We start from the raw sequence: 16,820 nt of genomic DNA, 5'->3' as shown, positions 1-16,820 counted from the left end.
GCGGAAGAGAGGTCTTTAGATTGGCTCAAAACCGTCATCAGGGCAATGAAACCGACATGGCGGACCCTCTGTCGAAGCCGCCCCCCGCCTTCAGGAGGCCATGGCCGCCGCCTGCCAGCCCTGCAACGCCGCCCAGTCCGGCTCCAGCCGGGCGAAGCGCCCGAGGCGCAGGGACGAGAGGTCGGCGAAGGAGCACGCCCCGTCCGTCACCAGCTGCTGGATGGCCCGCCCGCTCGCCGGCGACAGGCCGAAGCCGACGCCTGACAGCGTGGCGACGGTGAGGTTGTCCCAGCCTTCCGGCCGGTCGATCACGGGCCGGCCGTCCGGCGTGTTCTCGATGAGCCCGGCCCAGGAACGGATGATGCGGGCATGGCCGGCGAGCGGCAGCAATTCGGCCACCCGCTTGGCGATGTTCAGCATCAGCGGGGTTGCCGGCCGGGGGCCGCCCGGCAGCTCCTCCGTCTCCACCCATTCATGCGGGCCACCGCCATAAGCGAGATTCCCGCGCAGGGTCTGCCGGCCGTAAAGGCCATTGCCGTCGACACCGCCGAGCGGCATCAGCGGCAGCGCCTCGGTGACGATCATCTCGGCGCGGGCAACCTTCAACGGAATGTCGACGCCAAGCAGCCCCGCCAGCCGCCCGCTCTGCGGGCCGGCCGCCAGCACGAGATGGTCGCAGCCGAAGCGGCCCTGGTCGGTGTCCACCGCGACCACCCGGCCGCCTTCGGTCGCAAAACCGGTGACGGCGGTGTGCTGCATCACCCGCCCGCCCAGTGCCTGGAGGGCCCACGCATAGGCCTGCACCGTGCGGTGCGGGTTGGCGTGGCCGCCGAAATGGTAGTAGTGGCCGGCAAAGACGTTGTCGCCCGCAAGCGGCACCAGTTCGCGCACCTGCCTTGCGTCGATCTCGTCGATGCGGAAGCCCTGATGGCGGGCATTGACCACCGCACGGCTGTAGAGCGCCAGCTGCTTCTCGTTGAGCGCGATGCGCACCCGGTTCGGCTGGAACTCGGTGGGATGGCCGAGCAACTCGTCCATCAGCGGCCAGAGCCGCTGCTCCTCGGCGAAGAGCGGGGAATGGTGGTGCGAGCACCCGCCCCCATTGCGCCCCGACGCCTCCCAGCCGACGATGCCCTTCTCGATGACGACGACATCCACCCCGGCGCGGGCCAGCCACCAGGCCGCGCTCAAGCCCGTCACCCCGCCCCCGACGACGATCACGGAGGCGCCCCTGGCGCCCTCCGGCTGCGTGAGATCATTCGCTGGCATGGGGCTTTTCCACGGCAAGGCCGGCAACGGTGTACTCCTCCTCGACATCCCAGAACGGCACCCACTGGCGGGGCATGCCGAACCAGGAATCCCACTGCTCGCCAAAGGCCGCGTCCTCGCTTTGCGGCGCGGCGGCCTTGAGAGGCAACGGACGCACCGGCGCGCGATAGCCGGCGAGGGGCACGGCATCGAGCGGCACCGCGGCCTGAAGGGCAAGCAGAGCCTGGATCTGCTCGCGGCAGCGCCGGCCCTGGCATGGGCCCATGCCGGCCCGGGTGAGGCGCTTGATCTGGTCCGGGTGCGGCGGTCCCTCGCCCAGCAGGCTGGCAAGGCTGCGCGGGCGGTTGTCGGCGCCCTGCCAGTCGAGATAACGCGGCGGGCGCACGTCGAGAATCTCGCGCGCCGTGACTTCCTCGCACTGGCAGACATAGGGCTCGCCCGCCGCCTCGATCACGCTGGCACGCACCCAGTCCTTGCGGTAGGCGTCGATGTCGTAGGTGGCTTCGCCGGGCGGCGGTGCGGCAGAGGGAGCCTCGCCGGCCTCGCCCAGCGCGCTGGCTGCGACCGCAGCCGCGTATCGTGCCTCCATTTCGGCAATGGCCACGTTCCCGCTCTTGGCTGGCCAGATGCCGGCACAGTCCCCCACCGCCTGGACGACGGCGACGCTGGTGCGCGCCGCCTCGTCGAGCACGGGCGCATAGCCCCCCCGTGCCGCGTCGAAGGCCAGCACGCAGCCCGCGGCATCGAGCAGATCGACCATCGGCACGGCGCCGATGCCTAGCACGACGAGGTCGCAGGCGAGCACACCGGCGGATGTCGTCACGCCGCGCACGCCATCGAGATCGGTCTCGACCGCGCGCACCACCTCGCCGCAGCGAATGGCGACGCCGGCGGCGCGCAGCTCGGCGACGAGATCGTCCGGTCCCACCGGCGCGGGCGCCTGCTCGATCACCGCCGCCACGGCGATGCCCTGCGCGCGAAGCGCAAGCGCCGCCAGCAGCGCCTCGGCCGTCGTGCCGAGCACGACCGCCCGGGTGCCTGCCAGCGCGCCATAGCGCGTGGCCAGCTGCACGGCGGCCGTCGCCCCCATCACCCCCGGCGCCTCCCAGCCGGGGAAGGCGAGGCCCATGTCGCGCCGCCCGGTGGCGACGATGGCGCGCTCGAAGCTGACGAGATACGTGCCGCTCTCCTCGTCGGCGAGGCCGGCGAGCGGACCCGGCATCCAGCCTAGATTGGCGCCATTGGCATAGAGCCCCCAGCATGCGGTGCCGAGCCGCACATCGACGCCGAGTTCGAACGCGGTGGCGAGGTCCGGTGCGCTCTCCAGCATCGCCTCCATCATGGCATTGCGGTTGCGCGCCACGCCGCCGACACGGCCGCCGAAATGCAGCGGCACGCTCTCGCCCATGGTCTCGAACGGCACCGGGTTCTCGTCGACCAGCACCACGGAGAGCCCGCGCTGCGCGCCCTCGATGGCGGCGGCAAGGCCGGCGGGGCCGGCCCCGATAACGAGAAGCTGGGCGTGCCCGGCGACCGAAAGCGTCTTGCCGGCGACGGAACGAGGGTCGACGCTCATGCACCGTCTCCGATCGGCGCCAGCACCTGTTCGGCGAGGTCCGCCGCCAGGGCTCCAGCGCCCACGCCCGTATCCATGCCCATGCCCGCGACCAGCGTCTCGATCACCTGCCGGCGGTTGTCGCCGAGCCGGCCGGCCAACGCGTGGAACTTGGCGGAGATGGCGGCGTCCGACAGCGGATTGGCCGGCCCGCCCTCGGCCTGCGTCCATTCCGACGTGACACGCCGCCCGTCGCGGGTCGTCAGCGCGACCACGGCGAAGCGCTCGGCGGGAAAACGGGCGCAGATATCGGGGTCCTCGACCAGGCGGATGGAGGCGGAAAGCTCCAGCACGGCGGGGTCGGAAAGGCCGGCGCCGGTGATTTCGTCGGCGCCGAGCCGCCCGCGCAGGATCATCGCCGCCAGCGGGAAGGGCAGGCTGTACTGCGCCTCCTCGGTGGTTGCCGGGCGGGCCGAGGCGAGGCGCACCGCCTCCGCGAAGCTCCTCACCTCGACATCGGCAACATCGGCCCCCGTGAGCCCGTGCTCGGCCATCAGCCGGCGCGCCGCCTCCACCGCCGGCTGCGCCCAGCGACAGACCGGGTAAGGCTTGAAATACTGTTCGAGAATGTACCAGCGGCTGCCGAGATCGCCCCACAGCGCCTGCTGTTCCGGTGCCTCCAGCGTCAGCGCCGGGGCGCCGGTGAAGCCGTCGGCCGCGAGATAGGCGGCGGAAACACCGGCCAGAGCGCCCCAGCCGGAACCGTCCTTCAGCATGGTGGGGTGGTCGATGCAGCGCATCATCTGGCTGCGCGGGCCGTGATATTCGGCCGTGCCGAGCGCCTCGCGCGTCTGCGCAGGGGACAGCTTCATCAGCCGGGCGCCGAGCGCGGCGCAGGCAAGCGCGTTCCAGGCGCCCGAGGTGTGGTAATCGCAGGCGCTGGCATGCAGGGCGATGCCGGCGCGGGTGGCGATTTCATAGCCGATGACGAGGCAGGTCAGCACCTCGCGGTCGTCCAGCGCCAGATCCTCCGCCTCCCAGAAGGCGAGCAGCGCCGGCAGGAGGGCGACGCCGGCATGGCCCTTGGTCAGGGCGTGGCCGTCATGGGCGTCGAAGGAATCGATCAGCGAGGCGCCGGCATAAGCGGCCCCTGCCGGGGAGACCCGCCGTCCGTCGAAGATCATCCTCGCCCCGCGCCCCTCCCCGGCGCCGAACTGGCGGGCGGCGTGATCGCTGACGATCCGTGCCAGATCGGTACGCCGGCCGCTGGCGGCCACGCCGATCAGATCGAGCAGGCAGCGCCGCGCCAGCGCCGCCACCGGGACAGGCAGGTCGGCATAGCGCAGATCGTGGATGAAATTCTGGACGTTCATGGTGTCGCCTCTGGAGAGCCGGCCGGGACGCACACGCCGAACCCGACAGCGACAATCCTTGCAGGGCGCGCGGATCGGCCACCCTGCCCTTTGCGACGAGCGCCATCAGAAACGCGACATGACACCGACAACCGTCGCGGGCATCGTAACAACCTGGCCCCGGCCGATTGCCGGTGAAAAATACCGGGGAATGGCGGCGATGTCGGAATCCTCGCCCCCGGTGTCGAAAAACCCTACGAAAGCTGCACCCTGCCCGTGCATCAGTAGAGGCGTTGCAGCAAGGCCCCTTCGGCTGCGGGATCGGGCACTCATTCGGGAAGCAACGGCCTTGGAAACCCTGAACTTCGCCATCGCCAACTGGTCGCAGATCCTCGCGCGGGGGTGGGAGCACATCTCGCTCGTCGGCGTGGCGGTGAGCATCGCCATTCTCACCGGGGTGCCCATCGGCATTCTCATCACCCAGAGCCGCGTCGCGGCCGACCGCGTGCTGTATGGCGCCGCGATCATCATGACGATCCCGTCCATCGCCTTTTTCGGCCTGCTCATCCCGGTACTGTCGCCCATAGGCCAGGGCATCGGCTATCTGCCGGCGGTGATCGCGCTCATCTTTTATTCGCAGCTGCCGATCATCCGGAACACCTACACCGCCATCATGAACATCGACCCCGCGCTGCGCGAGGCGGCGCGCGGCATGGGCATGACCGCGTTCCAGCGGCTGCGCGAGGTGGAGCTGCCGGTGGCGCTGCCGGTCATCATCAACGGGGTGCGCAACGCAGTCGTGCTCAACATCGCCATCGCCACCATCGCGACCTATATCGGCGCCGGCGGGCTCGGCGTGTTCATTTCGCGCGGGATCTCGCAGACCGATCCGCGCCAGCTCATCACCGGCGCCATCGCGGTCAGCGTGCTCGCCATCCTCGCCGATCTCGGCCTTCTCCTGCTGCAGCGGCGCCTCACGCCCGTCGGGCTGCGGCAATCCTGACAGCGGGGCGACATGATCCGGCTCAAGAACCTCACCAAGATCTTCGGCGCCACCACCGCCGTCGACAATGTCAGCATGGAGGTCGGCGCCGGCGAGGTATGCGTGCTGCTCGGCCCGTCGGGCTGCGGCAAGACAACGACCATGAAGATGGTCAACCGCCTGATCGAGCCTTCGGGCGGGCGCATCTTCATCGACGGCAAGGACGTGACCGAGGTCGACGCGGTGCAGCTGCGCCGCTCCATCGGCTATGTCATCCAGCAGATCGGCCTGTTTCCCAACAAGACGGTCGAGGACAATATCTGCGTGGTCCCCGACATGCTCGGCCATGACCGCAAAGCCTCGCGCCGGCGCGCCGCCGAGCTGCTGGAAATGGTCAATCTGGAGCCCGCCGCCTACGCCAAGCGCTACCCCAAAGAACTGTCCGGCGGGCAGCAGCAGCGCATCGGCGTCATCCGCGCGCTGGCGGCCGATCCGCCGGTCCTGCTCATGGACGAGCCTTTCGGCGCCATCGACCCGATCAACCGCGAGGTTATCCAGGACGAGTTCATGAAGCTGCAGGCGGCTCTGAAGAAGACCGTCATCTTCGTCAGCCACGACATTGACGAGGCGGTGAAGATGGCCTCACGCGTCGCCATCTTCCGGGCCGGCCGGCTCGTCCAGTACGACACGCCCGACACCATCCTCGCCCATCCTGCCGACAGCTTCGTTGCCGATTTCGTCGGCGCCGACCGCACGCTGAAGCGCCTGCGCCTGATCACGGTGCGCGACGCGATGACCGCCGATCCCCCGCGCGTCAGCCCGCAGGACAGCGTCGAGACGGCGCTGGCGCTGATGGAGCAGCACGGCCACATTTCGGTGGTCATGGTCGGTCCGCACGGCAAGGTGCTGGGCTTCGTTCGTGTGGAGGCCCTGCGCGGCAAGCGGGGCAAGGTCGGCGACCATTTCGAGAAGCTGACGAGCGTCGTGCGCGTCGACGACAATCTGCGCAATGCGGTGTCGCAGATGTTCACCAACGACCAGTCCTGGCTCGCCTGCATCGACGCGGACGGCGTCTATCAGGGCTACATCACCCAGCGCGGCATCACCCATCTTCTGGGTGCAACCTATCGGGACAGGTGATGCAGGGCGCGCAGGCGACACATCCCATGCGGGCGCTGGCGAGCCTCTGGCGTCTCACCGTGCTCGGCCTCGTGTTTCTGCTCGGCATCTGGGCGAGCGCCAGCGGCACGCTGACCGCGATGATGGCCTATCGCGAGGATATCCACTTCCTCACCCTGCAGCATATGGAACTGGTCGCCATCTCCGGTGCCATCGCCATTCTCACCGGCATCCCCATCGGCATCGTGCTGGCGCGGCGCAGCCTCGGCCTGTTCGGGCCGCTGGTGGCGCAGATCATCAATCTGGGCACCACCATCCCGACGCTGGCCATCCTCGCCCTGGCGATGACGGTGCTCGGCCTGGGGGCGCCGCCTGCGATCTTCGGACTGGCGGTGCTCACCCTGCTGCCGATCGTGCTCAACACCGTTGCCGGCCTTCGCGCCGTGCCGCCGGCGCTCGTCGAGGCCGCGCGCGGCATGGGCATGACCAATAGGCAGATCCTGTTCCAGGTCGAACTGCCCAACGCGCTATTCGTCATCGCCGCCGGAATCCGCACCGCGCTGGCCATCAATGTCGGCACCGTGCCGCTCGCCTTCCTCATCGGCGGCGGGGGGCTGGGCGAGCTGATCTTCACCGGCATCGACCTGATGGATACCGGCCTCCTGCTGGCAGGCGCCATCCCGACCGCCCTGCTCGCCGTCGCGGTCGATTTTCTTGTCGGTCAATTGCAGTTCTGGCTGGTGCCACGCGGCGTCAATCCCTTGAGATAACAACATCCAGAGGAGAAGAAGATGCGTTTACTGAAGGCTATGGCCGTTGCGGCGGCGTTTCTCGGCTTGGCCGGTGCGGCCAGCGCCGACACCATCGTGGTCGGCGGCAAGAACTACACCGAGCAGCAACTCATGGCGGAAATGACCGCCCAGCTTCTCAGCGCGAAGGGCTTCGAGGTCGACAAGCGGGCCGGCCTCGGCACCGCGCCGCTGCGCCAGGCGCAGGAAAACGGCCAGATCGGCGTCTACTGGGAATATACCGGCACGTCGCTCATCACCTTCAACAAGGTGACGGACAAGCTGGATGCCGAGGCGACCTACGCCAAGGTGAAGGAGCTCGACGCGCCCAAGGGCCTGGTCTGGCTGAACCCGTCCAAGGCCAACAACACCTACGCCTTCGCTATGCGCGCCGCCGATGCGAAGGCGAAGGGCATCGTCTCGATCTCCGACCTCGCCGCCAAGATCAAGGGCGGCGACACGCTGACCTTCGGATCGAACGCCGAATTCTACGCCCGGCCCGACGGCCTCAAGCCGCTGGAGGAAAGCTACGGCTTTAGCTTCGGCCGTGAATCCGTCAAGCGCATGGACACCGGCATCGTCTATCAGGCGCTGAAGGACGGGCAGGTCGATGTCGGCCTGGTCTTCGCCACCGACGGGCGCATCCCCGCCTTCGACTTCGTCGTGCTGACGGACGACAAGGGCTATTTCCCGACCTATGCGATGACCCCGGTCGTCCGCAAGGAGGTGCTGGATGCCAACCCGAAGCTCGCCGACATCCTCAACGGCCTCTCCGCCAAGCTGGACGACCAGACCATGGCGAAGCTCAACGCCTCGATCGACGTCGACAAGAAGTCGGTGGAAGAGGTGGCGGCCGGCTTTCTCAAGCAGCAGGGGCTGATCTGAGGCAAGGGGCGCGCCCCTCCCCGATCCCAAGGGAGGTCGCTCGCGACAGCCCTACGCCTTCGCAAGCGGATGGCGTAGGCTCGTCGCATGGGACTGTTGACCTTCAGCCTGAATGTCACTCTCGACGGCTGCATCGACCATGAGGAGGGAATCGCGGATGCAGAGACGCACGCGTTCTTCACCCGCCTCATGGACGAGGCCGGGGCGATGCTGTTCGGCCGCATCACCTACGAGATGATGGAGAGCTACTGGCCGGCGGTGGCGCGCGGCGATTTCGAGGCGCCGCCGGCGATACGCGAATGGGCGGTCAAGCTGGAGGCCAAACCGAAATATGTGGTGTCGTCGACGCGAACGGACTTTCCGTGGGCCAACAGCCATCACATCGCCGGCGACCTGCGAACCCGCGTGCAGAGGCTCAAGGACGCGACTCCGGCCGGCGTACTCCTCGGCAGCGGCACGTTGGCGACCGAACTGGACCGGCTGGATCTGATCGACGAATACCAGTTCCTCGTCCATCCCATGATCGCCGGCCACGGCCCGACCCTGTACCAGCGCGGGCTGCCCGGTGCGCGACGGCTGGCGCTTGTCTCGGCCAAGCCGCTCCGCAACGGCGCGGTCGCTCTGCACTATCGGCGCGCGCACTGAGCCTGAGACGTCCCCTTCATGGCCGGCAAAGTGCGGGGGTCTGGCGCGCGATCTCACCCCAGCCGGTAGAGGTCGGAACGGCGGTCGGCGAGATAGTCGTGGCCGGCCCGCCAGGCCTCCACGGTGGCACGCTTCACTTCCGCCGCGATCAGCGCCGGCCCCTCGGAGGTCGCGGCCGCCATCACCGAGCCGTCCGGCGCGGTGATGCGGCTCATGCCGATAAAATTGAACGCCGCGTCGCGCCCCACGGCATTGGCGTAGACGACGTGGCAGCCATTCTCATAGCCGCGCGCCGGCACGAGAACCTCCGGCACCACGGCGTAGGGATGGCTGGTGGCGCTGATGACGATGAGCGTATCCGCCCCGCGCAGCACGAGATCGCGCGCGGCCTCGGCGAATTCGAGATCGTAGCAGATGAGCAGGCCGAGCTTCAGCCCGCTCCATGGCATGACTGGCGACGGCAGGCCCGGCGCGAACAGGCCCTTCTCATGCGGGCCCCAGAGATTGACCTTGCGGTAATTGCCGCGAACGCCGCCCTCCGGCCCAATGGCGATGGCGGCGTTGTAGAGCACCCCCTCCGCCTCTTCGGCATAGCCGAGAACAAAGCCGGTGGCCGCGCGCCGGGCGAGTTCCCGCACCCGGTCGATGAACGGCGCGTCCTGCGCCACGGCAAGCCGGCGCACGCGCTCGGGCGCGCCATAGCCGCACAGTGCGAGTTCGGGCAGCGCGATGAGATCGGCGTCCGGCGCCTGCGCGACCGCCCGCTCTAGCAAAGCGAACGCCTCGTCATGGCTCTCCGGCGGCGTCCCGTTCTGGGCGATGGCGATGCGCAGGCTGTCGGTCATGAGGGGTTCCTCTATAGGCAAGGCCGGGGCGCCCAAGGCCCCGGCCCGCCGAGATGTCGTCCGTCGACGGCTCGTCCCGCCTTACTTCGGAATAAAGCCCTTCTCCTTCAGGTAGATTTCGGCGACCTTCTCGATGTCGAGGCCGTCAATATCGGCCTGCCCGTTCAGCTTGATCTGGGTCTCGGTGTCGAGCGAGTTGGTCACGGCCTCGATGGCCGGGCCGATCTCCGGGTGCTTGGCCAGTATGTCGTCGCGCACGGTGATGGCGGCGTTGTAGGCGGGAAAGAACAGCTTGTCGTCGTCAAGCACGGCGAGGCCCACCTTGCCGATGCGCGCATCGGTGGCGAAGGCGACGATGACATCGACCGAGCCGCTGTCGACCGCCGTATACATCAGGCCGATCTCCATCGGCTTGATGGAGCCGAACTTGTAGCCGTAATGCTTGCTCATGCCGGGATAGCCGTCGAGCGGGCGGGCGGCGAACTCGACCGAGGAGCCGAGCGTCCATTCCGGCGCCTGCTTGGCGAGGTCCGATATGGTCTTGATGTTCAGTTCCTTGGCCTTGTCCGCCTTCAGCGCGAGCGCATAGGTATTGTTGAAGCTGGTCGGCGCGAGCCAGGTGATCTTGTACTTGTCCTTGTAGGCGTCGCGGACGACCTCATAGGCCTTCTTCGGGTCGGTGATCGGGTCCAGCTTCAGCACATTGGCAAGCGCGTCGCCGGTATAATCCGGCAGCACGTCGATGGCGCCGGAAAGGATCGCCTGCTGGGCGATGCCGGTGCCGCCGAGATTGGCGAAGCGTTCCACCGGCAGGCCGAGCTTCTTCTCGATGACGAGCGCCGCCATGATGCCGAGCATGGCCTGCTCGGTGATGTTGGGCCAGCCGATCTTGATCGGCGTCTCGGCCTGCGCGCGCGGCACGGCGATGGCGGTAAGCGCGAGCGTCACGGCTGCGGCGGCGCAGACGGCGCGGCGGGTGAAGGGCCGGTTCATGCGTTCTGTTCCTCTGGATGTGCGACGCTGTTGGCCGCGTCGTGGTTGCAGGTGCCTTCCCTCGGGATCGAGATGTCCCAGGTTCTCGTCTTGGCGAGGACATCGCCCTCGAAGAGGTCGAGCCGCGCGGAAATGTGGAAGCTGGCGGCGTCTCCGCTCATGCAGGCGTGGCTCTCGGTACGGACCGACCAGTCGCCGCGCGCCAGGGTCATGGTCCAACCGGTCTCGATGCGGGCGGAGAGCGGGTCGCCGGCCGCGATCTCATAGGTCTCGTCGTTGATCCGGCCGATCACCATGCCGCTCGGCTCGATGCGCTCCTCGCCATAGTCGAGGCGGACATGCGTTCGGCTCAGGCCGGACACCAGCTCGCGCGACACCTCGCGGCGGAAGCTACCGGCGCGCAGCAGGGTGCGCGGCTCGGGCGGCGGGAGCACCGGCGGGTCCATGTCCGGCAGGAGGCGCGAGCCCGTGCCCGGCTGCCAGACCGGGAGGTCGAGCCGGCTCGCGCCGGTGAACAGGCTCAGCGTCGCCGCCTCGGGTGCCGGCCACACGGTCGGCCAGTAGGAGGTGGAGAGGGCGACGCGCAGGCGATGGCCGGCCTTGAAGCGATGGGCAACGTCATTGAGCGCGATGGCGACGCTGTAGCACCGCCCCGGCTGAAGCGCGGTGAAGCGGTCGTGCCCCTCGATGTGATTGAGGTTGAGCAGGCCATAGCTCACCCGCGACGAGGTGCCGTCCGGTGCGACATCGTTCAGCCGCACCGCCACTATGGCCCGCGGCCGGTCCACCGCCAGTTCCAGATGGAGCACCGGCGGGCCGATCACCGCGACGTCCTGCTGCAAGGGCAGCGTGTCGAAACACAGGGAGCGCCCGTCATCCTCGCGCTGGTCGGTCGGCTGGTCGGCCGCAACGCCATAGGCGCACCATTCGCCGGCGCCGGTGCCGATGTCGAGCGGGCTCAGATGCGTGAGCGTCGCCGACGGCGGCGGGATCGGCTCAAGCCCGGCGGTGCCGAGATAAAGCGGCTGAACGGCCACGTCGGGCGAGGGCCAGACGTCGAAGCCGACCCAACGTCCCGGGCGTTGCTCATGGGCGGGATCGGCGGGCAGCTCGTCCTGCAGCCACACGCGCAAAAGCGGCTCGCTCTCGATGCCGGTGTCGACGCCCTTTAGCCAGCGGTCCCACCAGCGCAGCGCCTCGCCAAGAAAGTCGATCGCCGGGCCGGGCACGGCGAGATGGGGATAGTCGTGCCCCCACGGGCCGATGAGCCCCCACCGCATGCCGGGAAGGCCCGAAACGAGGCGCGGCACGGCGTTGCTGTAGGAATCCGCCCAGCCGCCCACGGCCAGCACCGGCACCTCGATGCGGGAATAATCCTCGCCCACCGAACCCTGCCGCCAATAGGCATCGCGCAGCGGGTGGCGGGTCCATTCTGCGATGAACAGCGCGGCCTTGTCGGCCCGCTCAAGCCACGCCTCGCGCCAGCCCTCGCCGACTACATCAGGGTCCGGCGGGCGGGAGAGGTCGGCGAAGAAGGTCTGCGACCAGGTGAGGTTCGCGCTCAGCGGGCAGCCGCCCATGTAATGGACATCGTCGGCGTAACGGTCGTCGGTCGACCCGACCGTGAGGATCGCCTTCAGCTGCGGCGGGCGCAGCGCGGCGACCTGCAGCGCGTTGAAGCCGCCCCAGGAGATGCCCATCATGCCGATGCGGCCATCACACCAGGGCTGGGCGGCGATCCACTCCAGCGCGACAAGGGCGTCCGCCTGTTCCTGCGCGGTGTATTCGTCGGCCAGCAGCCCCTCGGAATCGCCGGAGCCGCGAATGTCGATGCGCAGGCACGCATAGCCATGGGCGGCAAAGAAGGGATGGACCCGGGCGTCCCGCGCGGCCATGCCGTCCGACTTGCGATAGGGGATGTATTCGACGATCGCCGGCACGGGCCGGTCGAGCCCCGCCGGCCGCCACAGCCGCGCCGCCAGCCTCACGCCGTCCGGCATCGGAATCCAGATGTGGCGCTGGCATTCCACCTCGTGCGGGGCTGCGGCGGAGGCTGTCATGGATCAACCCGTGCTCGCGCGCAGGAGGTCGCGGATGTGCAGGCTGCCGCCACCTTCCACCGCTAGCTCGTCCCGGCCAGTATCGAGCATCTGTAGAAAGGCCGCCTCCAGCGTGGCGGTGCGGTCGATGGCGGGGGCCGCTGCGGGGGCGGCAGCATCGCCCATCACCGAGGCGACGGAGAGCGTGCTGAGCAGCTTCACCAGCCGGTCATGGCCGATCAGCTCGGCGACGAAATCGTCCTTGGGGTGGCGCAGGATGTCGACCGGCGGCTGGTGCTGGACGAGCCGCCCGGCCCGCAGCACGGCGACCTTGTCGCCAAGGCGGATCGCCTCGTCCATGTCGTGGGTGACGATGATGATGGTCTTTCGCACCTTGCGCTGGATCGCCAGCAATTCATCCTGCACCCGCACGCGGGTGATCGGGTCGAGCGCGCCGAAGGGCTCGTCCATCAGCAGCACCGGGGGATCGGCGGCGAGCGCCCGGGCGACACCGACGCGCTGCTGCTGGCCGCCGGAAAGGCTGCGGGGGTAGCGGGCGCGGTGCGTCTCCGGCACCAGACCGACGAGGGTGAGCAGTTCGTCGACACGGGCATCGATGCGGGCCTTGCCCCAGCCCAGCAGGCGGGGAACGATGGCGATGTTCTCGGCCACGCTCATATGCGGGAACAGCCCGACATACTGGATGACATAGCCGATCATCCGCCGCAGTTCCTTCACCGGCATCTGCGAGATCGGAGTGTCGCCGAGCACGATGTCGCCGCTCGTCGGCTCGATCAGCCGGTTGACCATCTTCATCGTCGTGGTCTTGCCGCAGCCCGACGGCCCCACCAGCGCGAGGATGGTACCCGCCTCGACCGTCAGCGACAGCCGATCCACCGCCGGCGGCGTGCCGGGGAAGGCCTTGGTGACATCGCGGAACTCGACCTGGAGCGCCATCGGCACGCCTTCCTATGATACGCGCCGGCTGGCGAGACGCTCCAGCCCGAACAGCAGGTAGTTGACGGTGATGGCGAGCAGCGCGGTGAGGCCGGAGCCGATCAGCAGCGGCGTCGTGTCCATGCGGGAAATGCCCTGCAGGATCAGCGTGCCGAGGCTGTCGACGCCGATATAGGCGGTCAGCGTCAGCACCGAGACGAGCATCACGGCGGAGATGCGGATCCCCGCGATGACGATGGGCAGGATCGCCGGCACCTCGACGCGCAGCAGGATCTGCGCGGGCGACATGCCCATGCCCCGCGCCGCCTCCAGCAGGCGCGGATCGACCGAGGCGAAGCCGCTCGCCGTGTTGCGCAGGATCGGCAGCACGCCCTTGACGAAAAGCGGGACGAGCGCGCCCGATATGCCGATGCCGAGAAACGGGATGGCGAGGGCCAGCAGCACGATTTCCGGGCAGGCCTGCAGCACGTTCACCACAGGCACGATCAGCGTGTCGAGCGTCTTGAAGCGGTACACCAGCGTGCCCAGCGTCACGCCGAGGACGATGGCGGCGGCCAGCGCGATGGCGAACAGGATGACGTGCTGCTCCAGCAGGTAAAGGATGTTGTCGCCGAAGACCTCGATATACTCGGAAAAGCTCATGGCGCGGCTCCCTCGCGGGAGCGGGAGAGGCGCTGCTCGGTGCGCTTGAGCACATAATCGGCGCCCAGCGCCATCGCCAGCACTGGCACGCTGCCGGCGAGGACGAGGTTCCACGACATGATGGAAATGCCGCGGAAGATGAAGTCGCCCAGCCCGCCGGCAGCGATCAGCGAGGCGAGCGTCACCATGCCGATGGCGTTGACCACCGCCACCCGGAGCCCGGCGAAAATCACCGGCAGTGCCAGGGGCAGCTCGACCCGGAACAGCCGGGTGAAGCGGCCCATCCCCATGCCGACGGCGACCTCCCGCAGGTTCGGGTCGATATTGGCGAGGCCGGTATAGGTGTTCTGCACCACCGGCAGCAGCGAGTAGAGCACCACGGCGACGATGGCCGGGATGACTCCGATGCCCAGCAGCGGGATCATCAGCCCGAACAGCGCGAGCGTCGGCACGGTGTAGATGACGCTGACCGTGTTGAGCACCACGGCAGCTGCGAAGCGGTTCATGTGGCTGGCGATGCCGAGCGGCAGGCCGATGGCGAGCGCCAGGCCCACCGCCATCAGCGACAGCCGCAAATGCCACCACGAGACGGCGAGGATATCCTCCCAGCGGCTGGCGAGGAAATCGGCGAGGCTCATGGTTCCGCGCTCCCGGGAGCTCCGGCACGCGGCGTCTCGATGGTCCACTCACGGGCGAAGACGCGCGCGCCCGTTTCAAACGCCTCATATTCGGCATGAAGCCGCCAGCCGGTCACTGTGGCGGTCAGCGTGCTGCGGGTCTCGATCCGCACTTGCCAGTCGCCGCGCCTGAACGCGGCGGTGCGAAGGGCGACGGAAGTGGCTGCGGAGGGGTCGTCGCGCCGCGTCGTATAGGTTTCGCTGCCGAGCGCGCGCAGTTCCAGCCCGGTTTCGGCGATGCGGATGGCGCCAAGATTGCGCACCACCTCGACACTGGCGCGCCCGGTGGCGACCTCATGGGTAATGGCGAGCCGGCCGCGTGCCGGCGCCTCGATCACCTCCACCTCCAGCGGCGGCGGCGACCAGGGTGTGCCGAGTTCAGGCACTGCGGCGCCCTCCCCGCCGCGCAGCGGCAAGGTCAAGGCGCCGGCCGTCAGCGTCGCCGTCGCCGCGACGGGCAATGGCATGGTCAGCGGCCAGTATTGCGTGGAGACGGCGACCCGCAATCTGTGGCCCGCCGGGACCCGATAGCCGACGACCTTGAGGGGAACGCTCACTTCGATACGCTCGCCGGGCACCAACGGCTTTCCGGCGGCGAAGCCGTCGCGATGGGCCAGGCTCAGCAGCCCATAGGTGATACGCGCGCTTGTCCCGTCCGGCGCGACCGTGTTGAGGCGAATGGCCAGGATCGCTTCCGGCCGATCGACCGTGACGCTCAGTGTGACGTCCGGCCGGCCGAGGATTTCCAGCGGCGCGTCCAGCGGGCCGCTGTCGAAGCAAGCCGACCCGGCATCGTCCTCGCGCTGGTCGCCGGGCATGTCCGGGCCCCAGCCATAAGGGCACCATTCGCCCGAGGCGAGGCCGACCGTGCCCGGCGATTTCACCGTTACCGCGAAGGGCAAGGCGGCTTCGGCGGCGAGGCCACCGGGGCCAAGATGCAGCGTGCGCGACGCGACATTGGCGCTCGGCCATGTGTCCTCGGCCACCCAGCGCCCCTGTCGCACGCTGTATTGCGGCCGGGGCGGCTCGTCTTCCTGCATCCAGGCGGTGAGCATCGGCTCGGCCTCGATGCCGTTGTCCACGTCCTTCAGCCAGCGGTCGAACCAGCGGGCGGCGAGGCCGATGAAATCGAACGCCGGGCCCGGCGTCGCCACATGCGAATAGGCATGAGCGCCGGGACCGATGACGCCCTTGCGCGGGCCGGACAGGTGCGACAGCAGGCGGTGCACCGCATTTGTGTAGCCATCCGCCCAGCCACCCACCGCCAGCACCGGCACCTCGATGCGGGAATAGTCCTCGCACGCCGAACCGCTGCGCCAATAGCCGTCCCGGTTGGCATGTCGCATCCAGCGCGCGGCCGGCGGCTCGCTGATCGCCTGCATGCGGGCGAGCCACATCTCGCGCCAGCGCTCCCCCACGATCTCCGGGTCGGGCGGGGGCGCCAGCCAGGTGAACAGCGTGGCGCCATATTGCAGATTATCGTTGAGCAGCGCCCCGCCCATATAGTGCATGTCGTCGGCGAAACGGTCGTCGGAGCCGCAGACGGTGACGATGGCCTTGAGCGCCGGCGGGCGGGTGGCGGCGATCTGCAAGGCGTTGAAGGCGCTCCAGGACAGGCCGATGAGGCCCACCGCGCCCGAACACCACGGCTGCTGCGCGATCCAGGCGATCACCTCATTGGCGTCGGCCCATTCCTGCGGCGTGTATTCGTCGTCCATCGTGCCGTCGGAATCGCCCGCGCCCCGCATGTCGACGCGGATGGCGCCATAGCCGGCGGCGGCGAGACCCGGATGAAGGATCGCGTCGTCGCCGCGATGCCGGTCGCGCCGCCGGTAGGGCAGGTATTCGAGGATGGCCGGCACCGGCGCCGGCGCGCGCGGACGCCACAGCCGCGCTGCCAGCCGGCAGCCATCGCTGAGAACAATCCAGACGGTCTCTTCGATGAGCATGGCGTCCTATCAGGCATCGGCACGATCGCCGCCTACTGATACACGCCGCACCGCTAGTGAAAGCCACGTATGCGACCTCCCGCGTCAGATTGACGACAGGTAATCGCTGCACCTGCCCGACCC

General features: G+C 68.7%; 15 protein-coding genes. 5 read left to right on the top strand and 10 right to left on the bottom strand.

What is annotated here, in order from left to right:
- Positions 1 to 90: 90 nt before the first annotated feature.
- From EV667_RS16840 to EV667_RS16830, 3 genes are read right to left on the bottom strand one after another with little or no spacing between them, the layout of a single operon-like run.
- A complete protein-coding gene (locus tag EV667_RS16840) occupies positions 91 to 1,269 on the bottom strand; it encodes an NAD(P)/FAD-dependent oxidoreductase (protein WP_131836509.1) in 1,179 nt (392 codons plus the stop codon).
- Complete coding sequence (locus tag EV667_RS16835) at positions 1,256 to 2,845, bottom strand: FAD/NAD(P)-dependent oxidoreductase (RefSeq protein ID WP_131836508.1); 1,590 nt, start codon at positions 2,843 to 2,845, stop codon at positions 1,256 to 1,258. The genes EV667_RS16840 and EV667_RS16835 overlap by 14 nt, the downstream gene beginning before the upstream one ends.
- Entirely contained in the window at positions 2,842 to 4,197 is a 1,356-nt protein-coding gene (locus EV667_RS16830) for an MmgE/PrpD family protein (RefSeq protein WP_131836507.1), read from the bottom strand. Before EV667_RS16830 ends, EV667_RS16835 begins: the two co-directional genes overlap by 4 nt.
- Before the next feature lie 328 nt (positions 4,198 to 4,525).
- Here EV667_RS16830 and EV667_RS16825 point away from each other — a divergent pair, with 328 nt between their 5' ends.
- From EV667_RS16825 to EV667_RS16805, 5 genes are all read left to right on the top strand, one after another.
- Positions 4,526 to 5,179, top strand: coding sequence for an ABC transporter permease (locus EV667_RS16825; protein WP_131836506.1), 654 nt, complete (start codon positions 4,526 to 4,528; stop codon positions 5,177 to 5,179).
- Positions 5,180 to 5,191: 12 nt separating this feature from the next.
- Positions 5,192 to 6,298, top strand: a complete 1,107-nt coding sequence (locus EV667_RS16820; protein WP_131836505.1) for an ABC transporter ATP-binding protein — start codon at positions 5,192 to 5,194, stop codon at positions 6,296 to 6,298.
- Positions 6,298 to 7,047, top strand: coding sequence for an ABC transporter permease (locus EV667_RS16815; protein ID WP_165901637.1), 750 nt, complete (start codon positions 6,298 to 6,300; stop codon positions 7,045 to 7,047). Before EV667_RS16820 ends, EV667_RS16815 begins: the two co-directional genes overlap by 1 nt.
- 21 nt (positions 7,048 to 7,068) lie before the next feature.
- On the top strand, positions 7,069 to 7,950 hold the full coding sequence (locus EV667_RS16810) for a glycine betaine ABC transporter substrate-binding protein (protein ID WP_131836504.1): 882 nt from the start codon (positions 7,069 to 7,071) through the stop codon (positions 7,948 to 7,950).
- Between the two features lie 87 nt (positions 7,951 to 8,037).
- Positions 8,038 to 8,595 (top strand): dihydrofolate reductase family protein, encoded by a 558-nt coding sequence (locus EV667_RS16805; RefSeq protein WP_131836503.1) that lies wholly within the window; start codon positions 8,038 to 8,040, stop codon positions 8,593 to 8,595.
- A gap of 53 nt (positions 8,596 to 8,648) precedes the next feature.
- On the opposite strand, the gene EV667_RS16800 is transcribed toward EV667_RS16805, so the two are convergent.
- From EV667_RS16800 to EV667_RS16770, 7 genes are all read right to left on the bottom strand, one after another.
- A complete protein-coding gene (locus tag EV667_RS16800) occupies positions 8,649 to 9,440 on the bottom strand; it encodes a nitrilase-related carbon-nitrogen hydrolase (protein ID WP_131836502.1) in 792 nt (263 codons plus the stop codon).
- A gap of 81 nt (positions 9,441 to 9,521) precedes the next feature.
- Positions 9,522 to 10,433, bottom strand: coding sequence for an ABC transporter substrate-binding protein (locus EV667_RS16795; RefSeq protein WP_131836501.1), 912 nt, complete (start codon positions 10,431 to 10,433; stop codon positions 9,522 to 9,524).
- On the bottom strand, positions 10,430 to 12,493 hold the full coding sequence (locus EV667_RS16790; protein ID WP_131836500.1) for a CocE/NonD family hydrolase: 2,064 nt from the start codon (positions 12,491 to 12,493) through the stop codon (positions 10,430 to 10,432). The genes EV667_RS16795 and EV667_RS16790 overlap by 4 nt, the downstream gene beginning before the upstream one ends.
- A gap of 3 nt (positions 12,494 to 12,496) precedes the next feature.
- Positions 12,497 to 13,429: an ABC transporter ATP-binding protein gene (locus EV667_RS16785; protein WP_131836499.1), complete on the bottom strand. Its 933-nt coding sequence runs from the start codon at positions 13,427 to 13,429 to the stop codon at positions 12,497 to 12,499.
- Between the two features lie 12 nt (positions 13,430 to 13,441).
- Positions 13,442 to 14,071: an ABC transporter permease gene (locus EV667_RS16780; protein WP_131836498.1), complete on the bottom strand. Its 630-nt coding sequence runs from the start codon at positions 14,069 to 14,071 to the stop codon at positions 13,442 to 13,444.
- Positions 14,068 to 14,709 carry an ABC transporter permease gene (locus tag EV667_RS16775; protein WP_131836497.1) on the bottom strand — a complete coding sequence of 214 codons (642 nt, stop codon included), beginning with the start codon at positions 14,707 to 14,709 and terminating at the stop codon, positions 14,068 to 14,070. Before EV667_RS16775 ends, EV667_RS16780 begins: the two co-directional genes overlap by 4 nt.
- On the bottom strand, positions 14,706 to 16,697 hold the full coding sequence (locus EV667_RS16770; protein WP_131836496.1) for a CocE/NonD family hydrolase: 1,992 nt from the start codon (positions 16,695 to 16,697) through the stop codon (positions 14,706 to 14,708). Before EV667_RS16770 ends, EV667_RS16775 begins: the two co-directional genes overlap by 4 nt.
- Positions 16,698 to 16,820 lie beyond the last annotated feature (123 nt).

The sequence above is a fragment of the Ancylobacter aquaticus genome (assembly GCF_004339465.1).
Classification (GTDB): Bacteria; Pseudomonadota; Alphaproteobacteria; order Rhizobiales; family Xanthobacteraceae; genus Ancylobacter; species Ancylobacter aquaticus.
The sequence above is the reverse complement of the archived record's forward strand: the minus strand, read 5'-3'. Positions and strand labels throughout refer to the sequence as shown.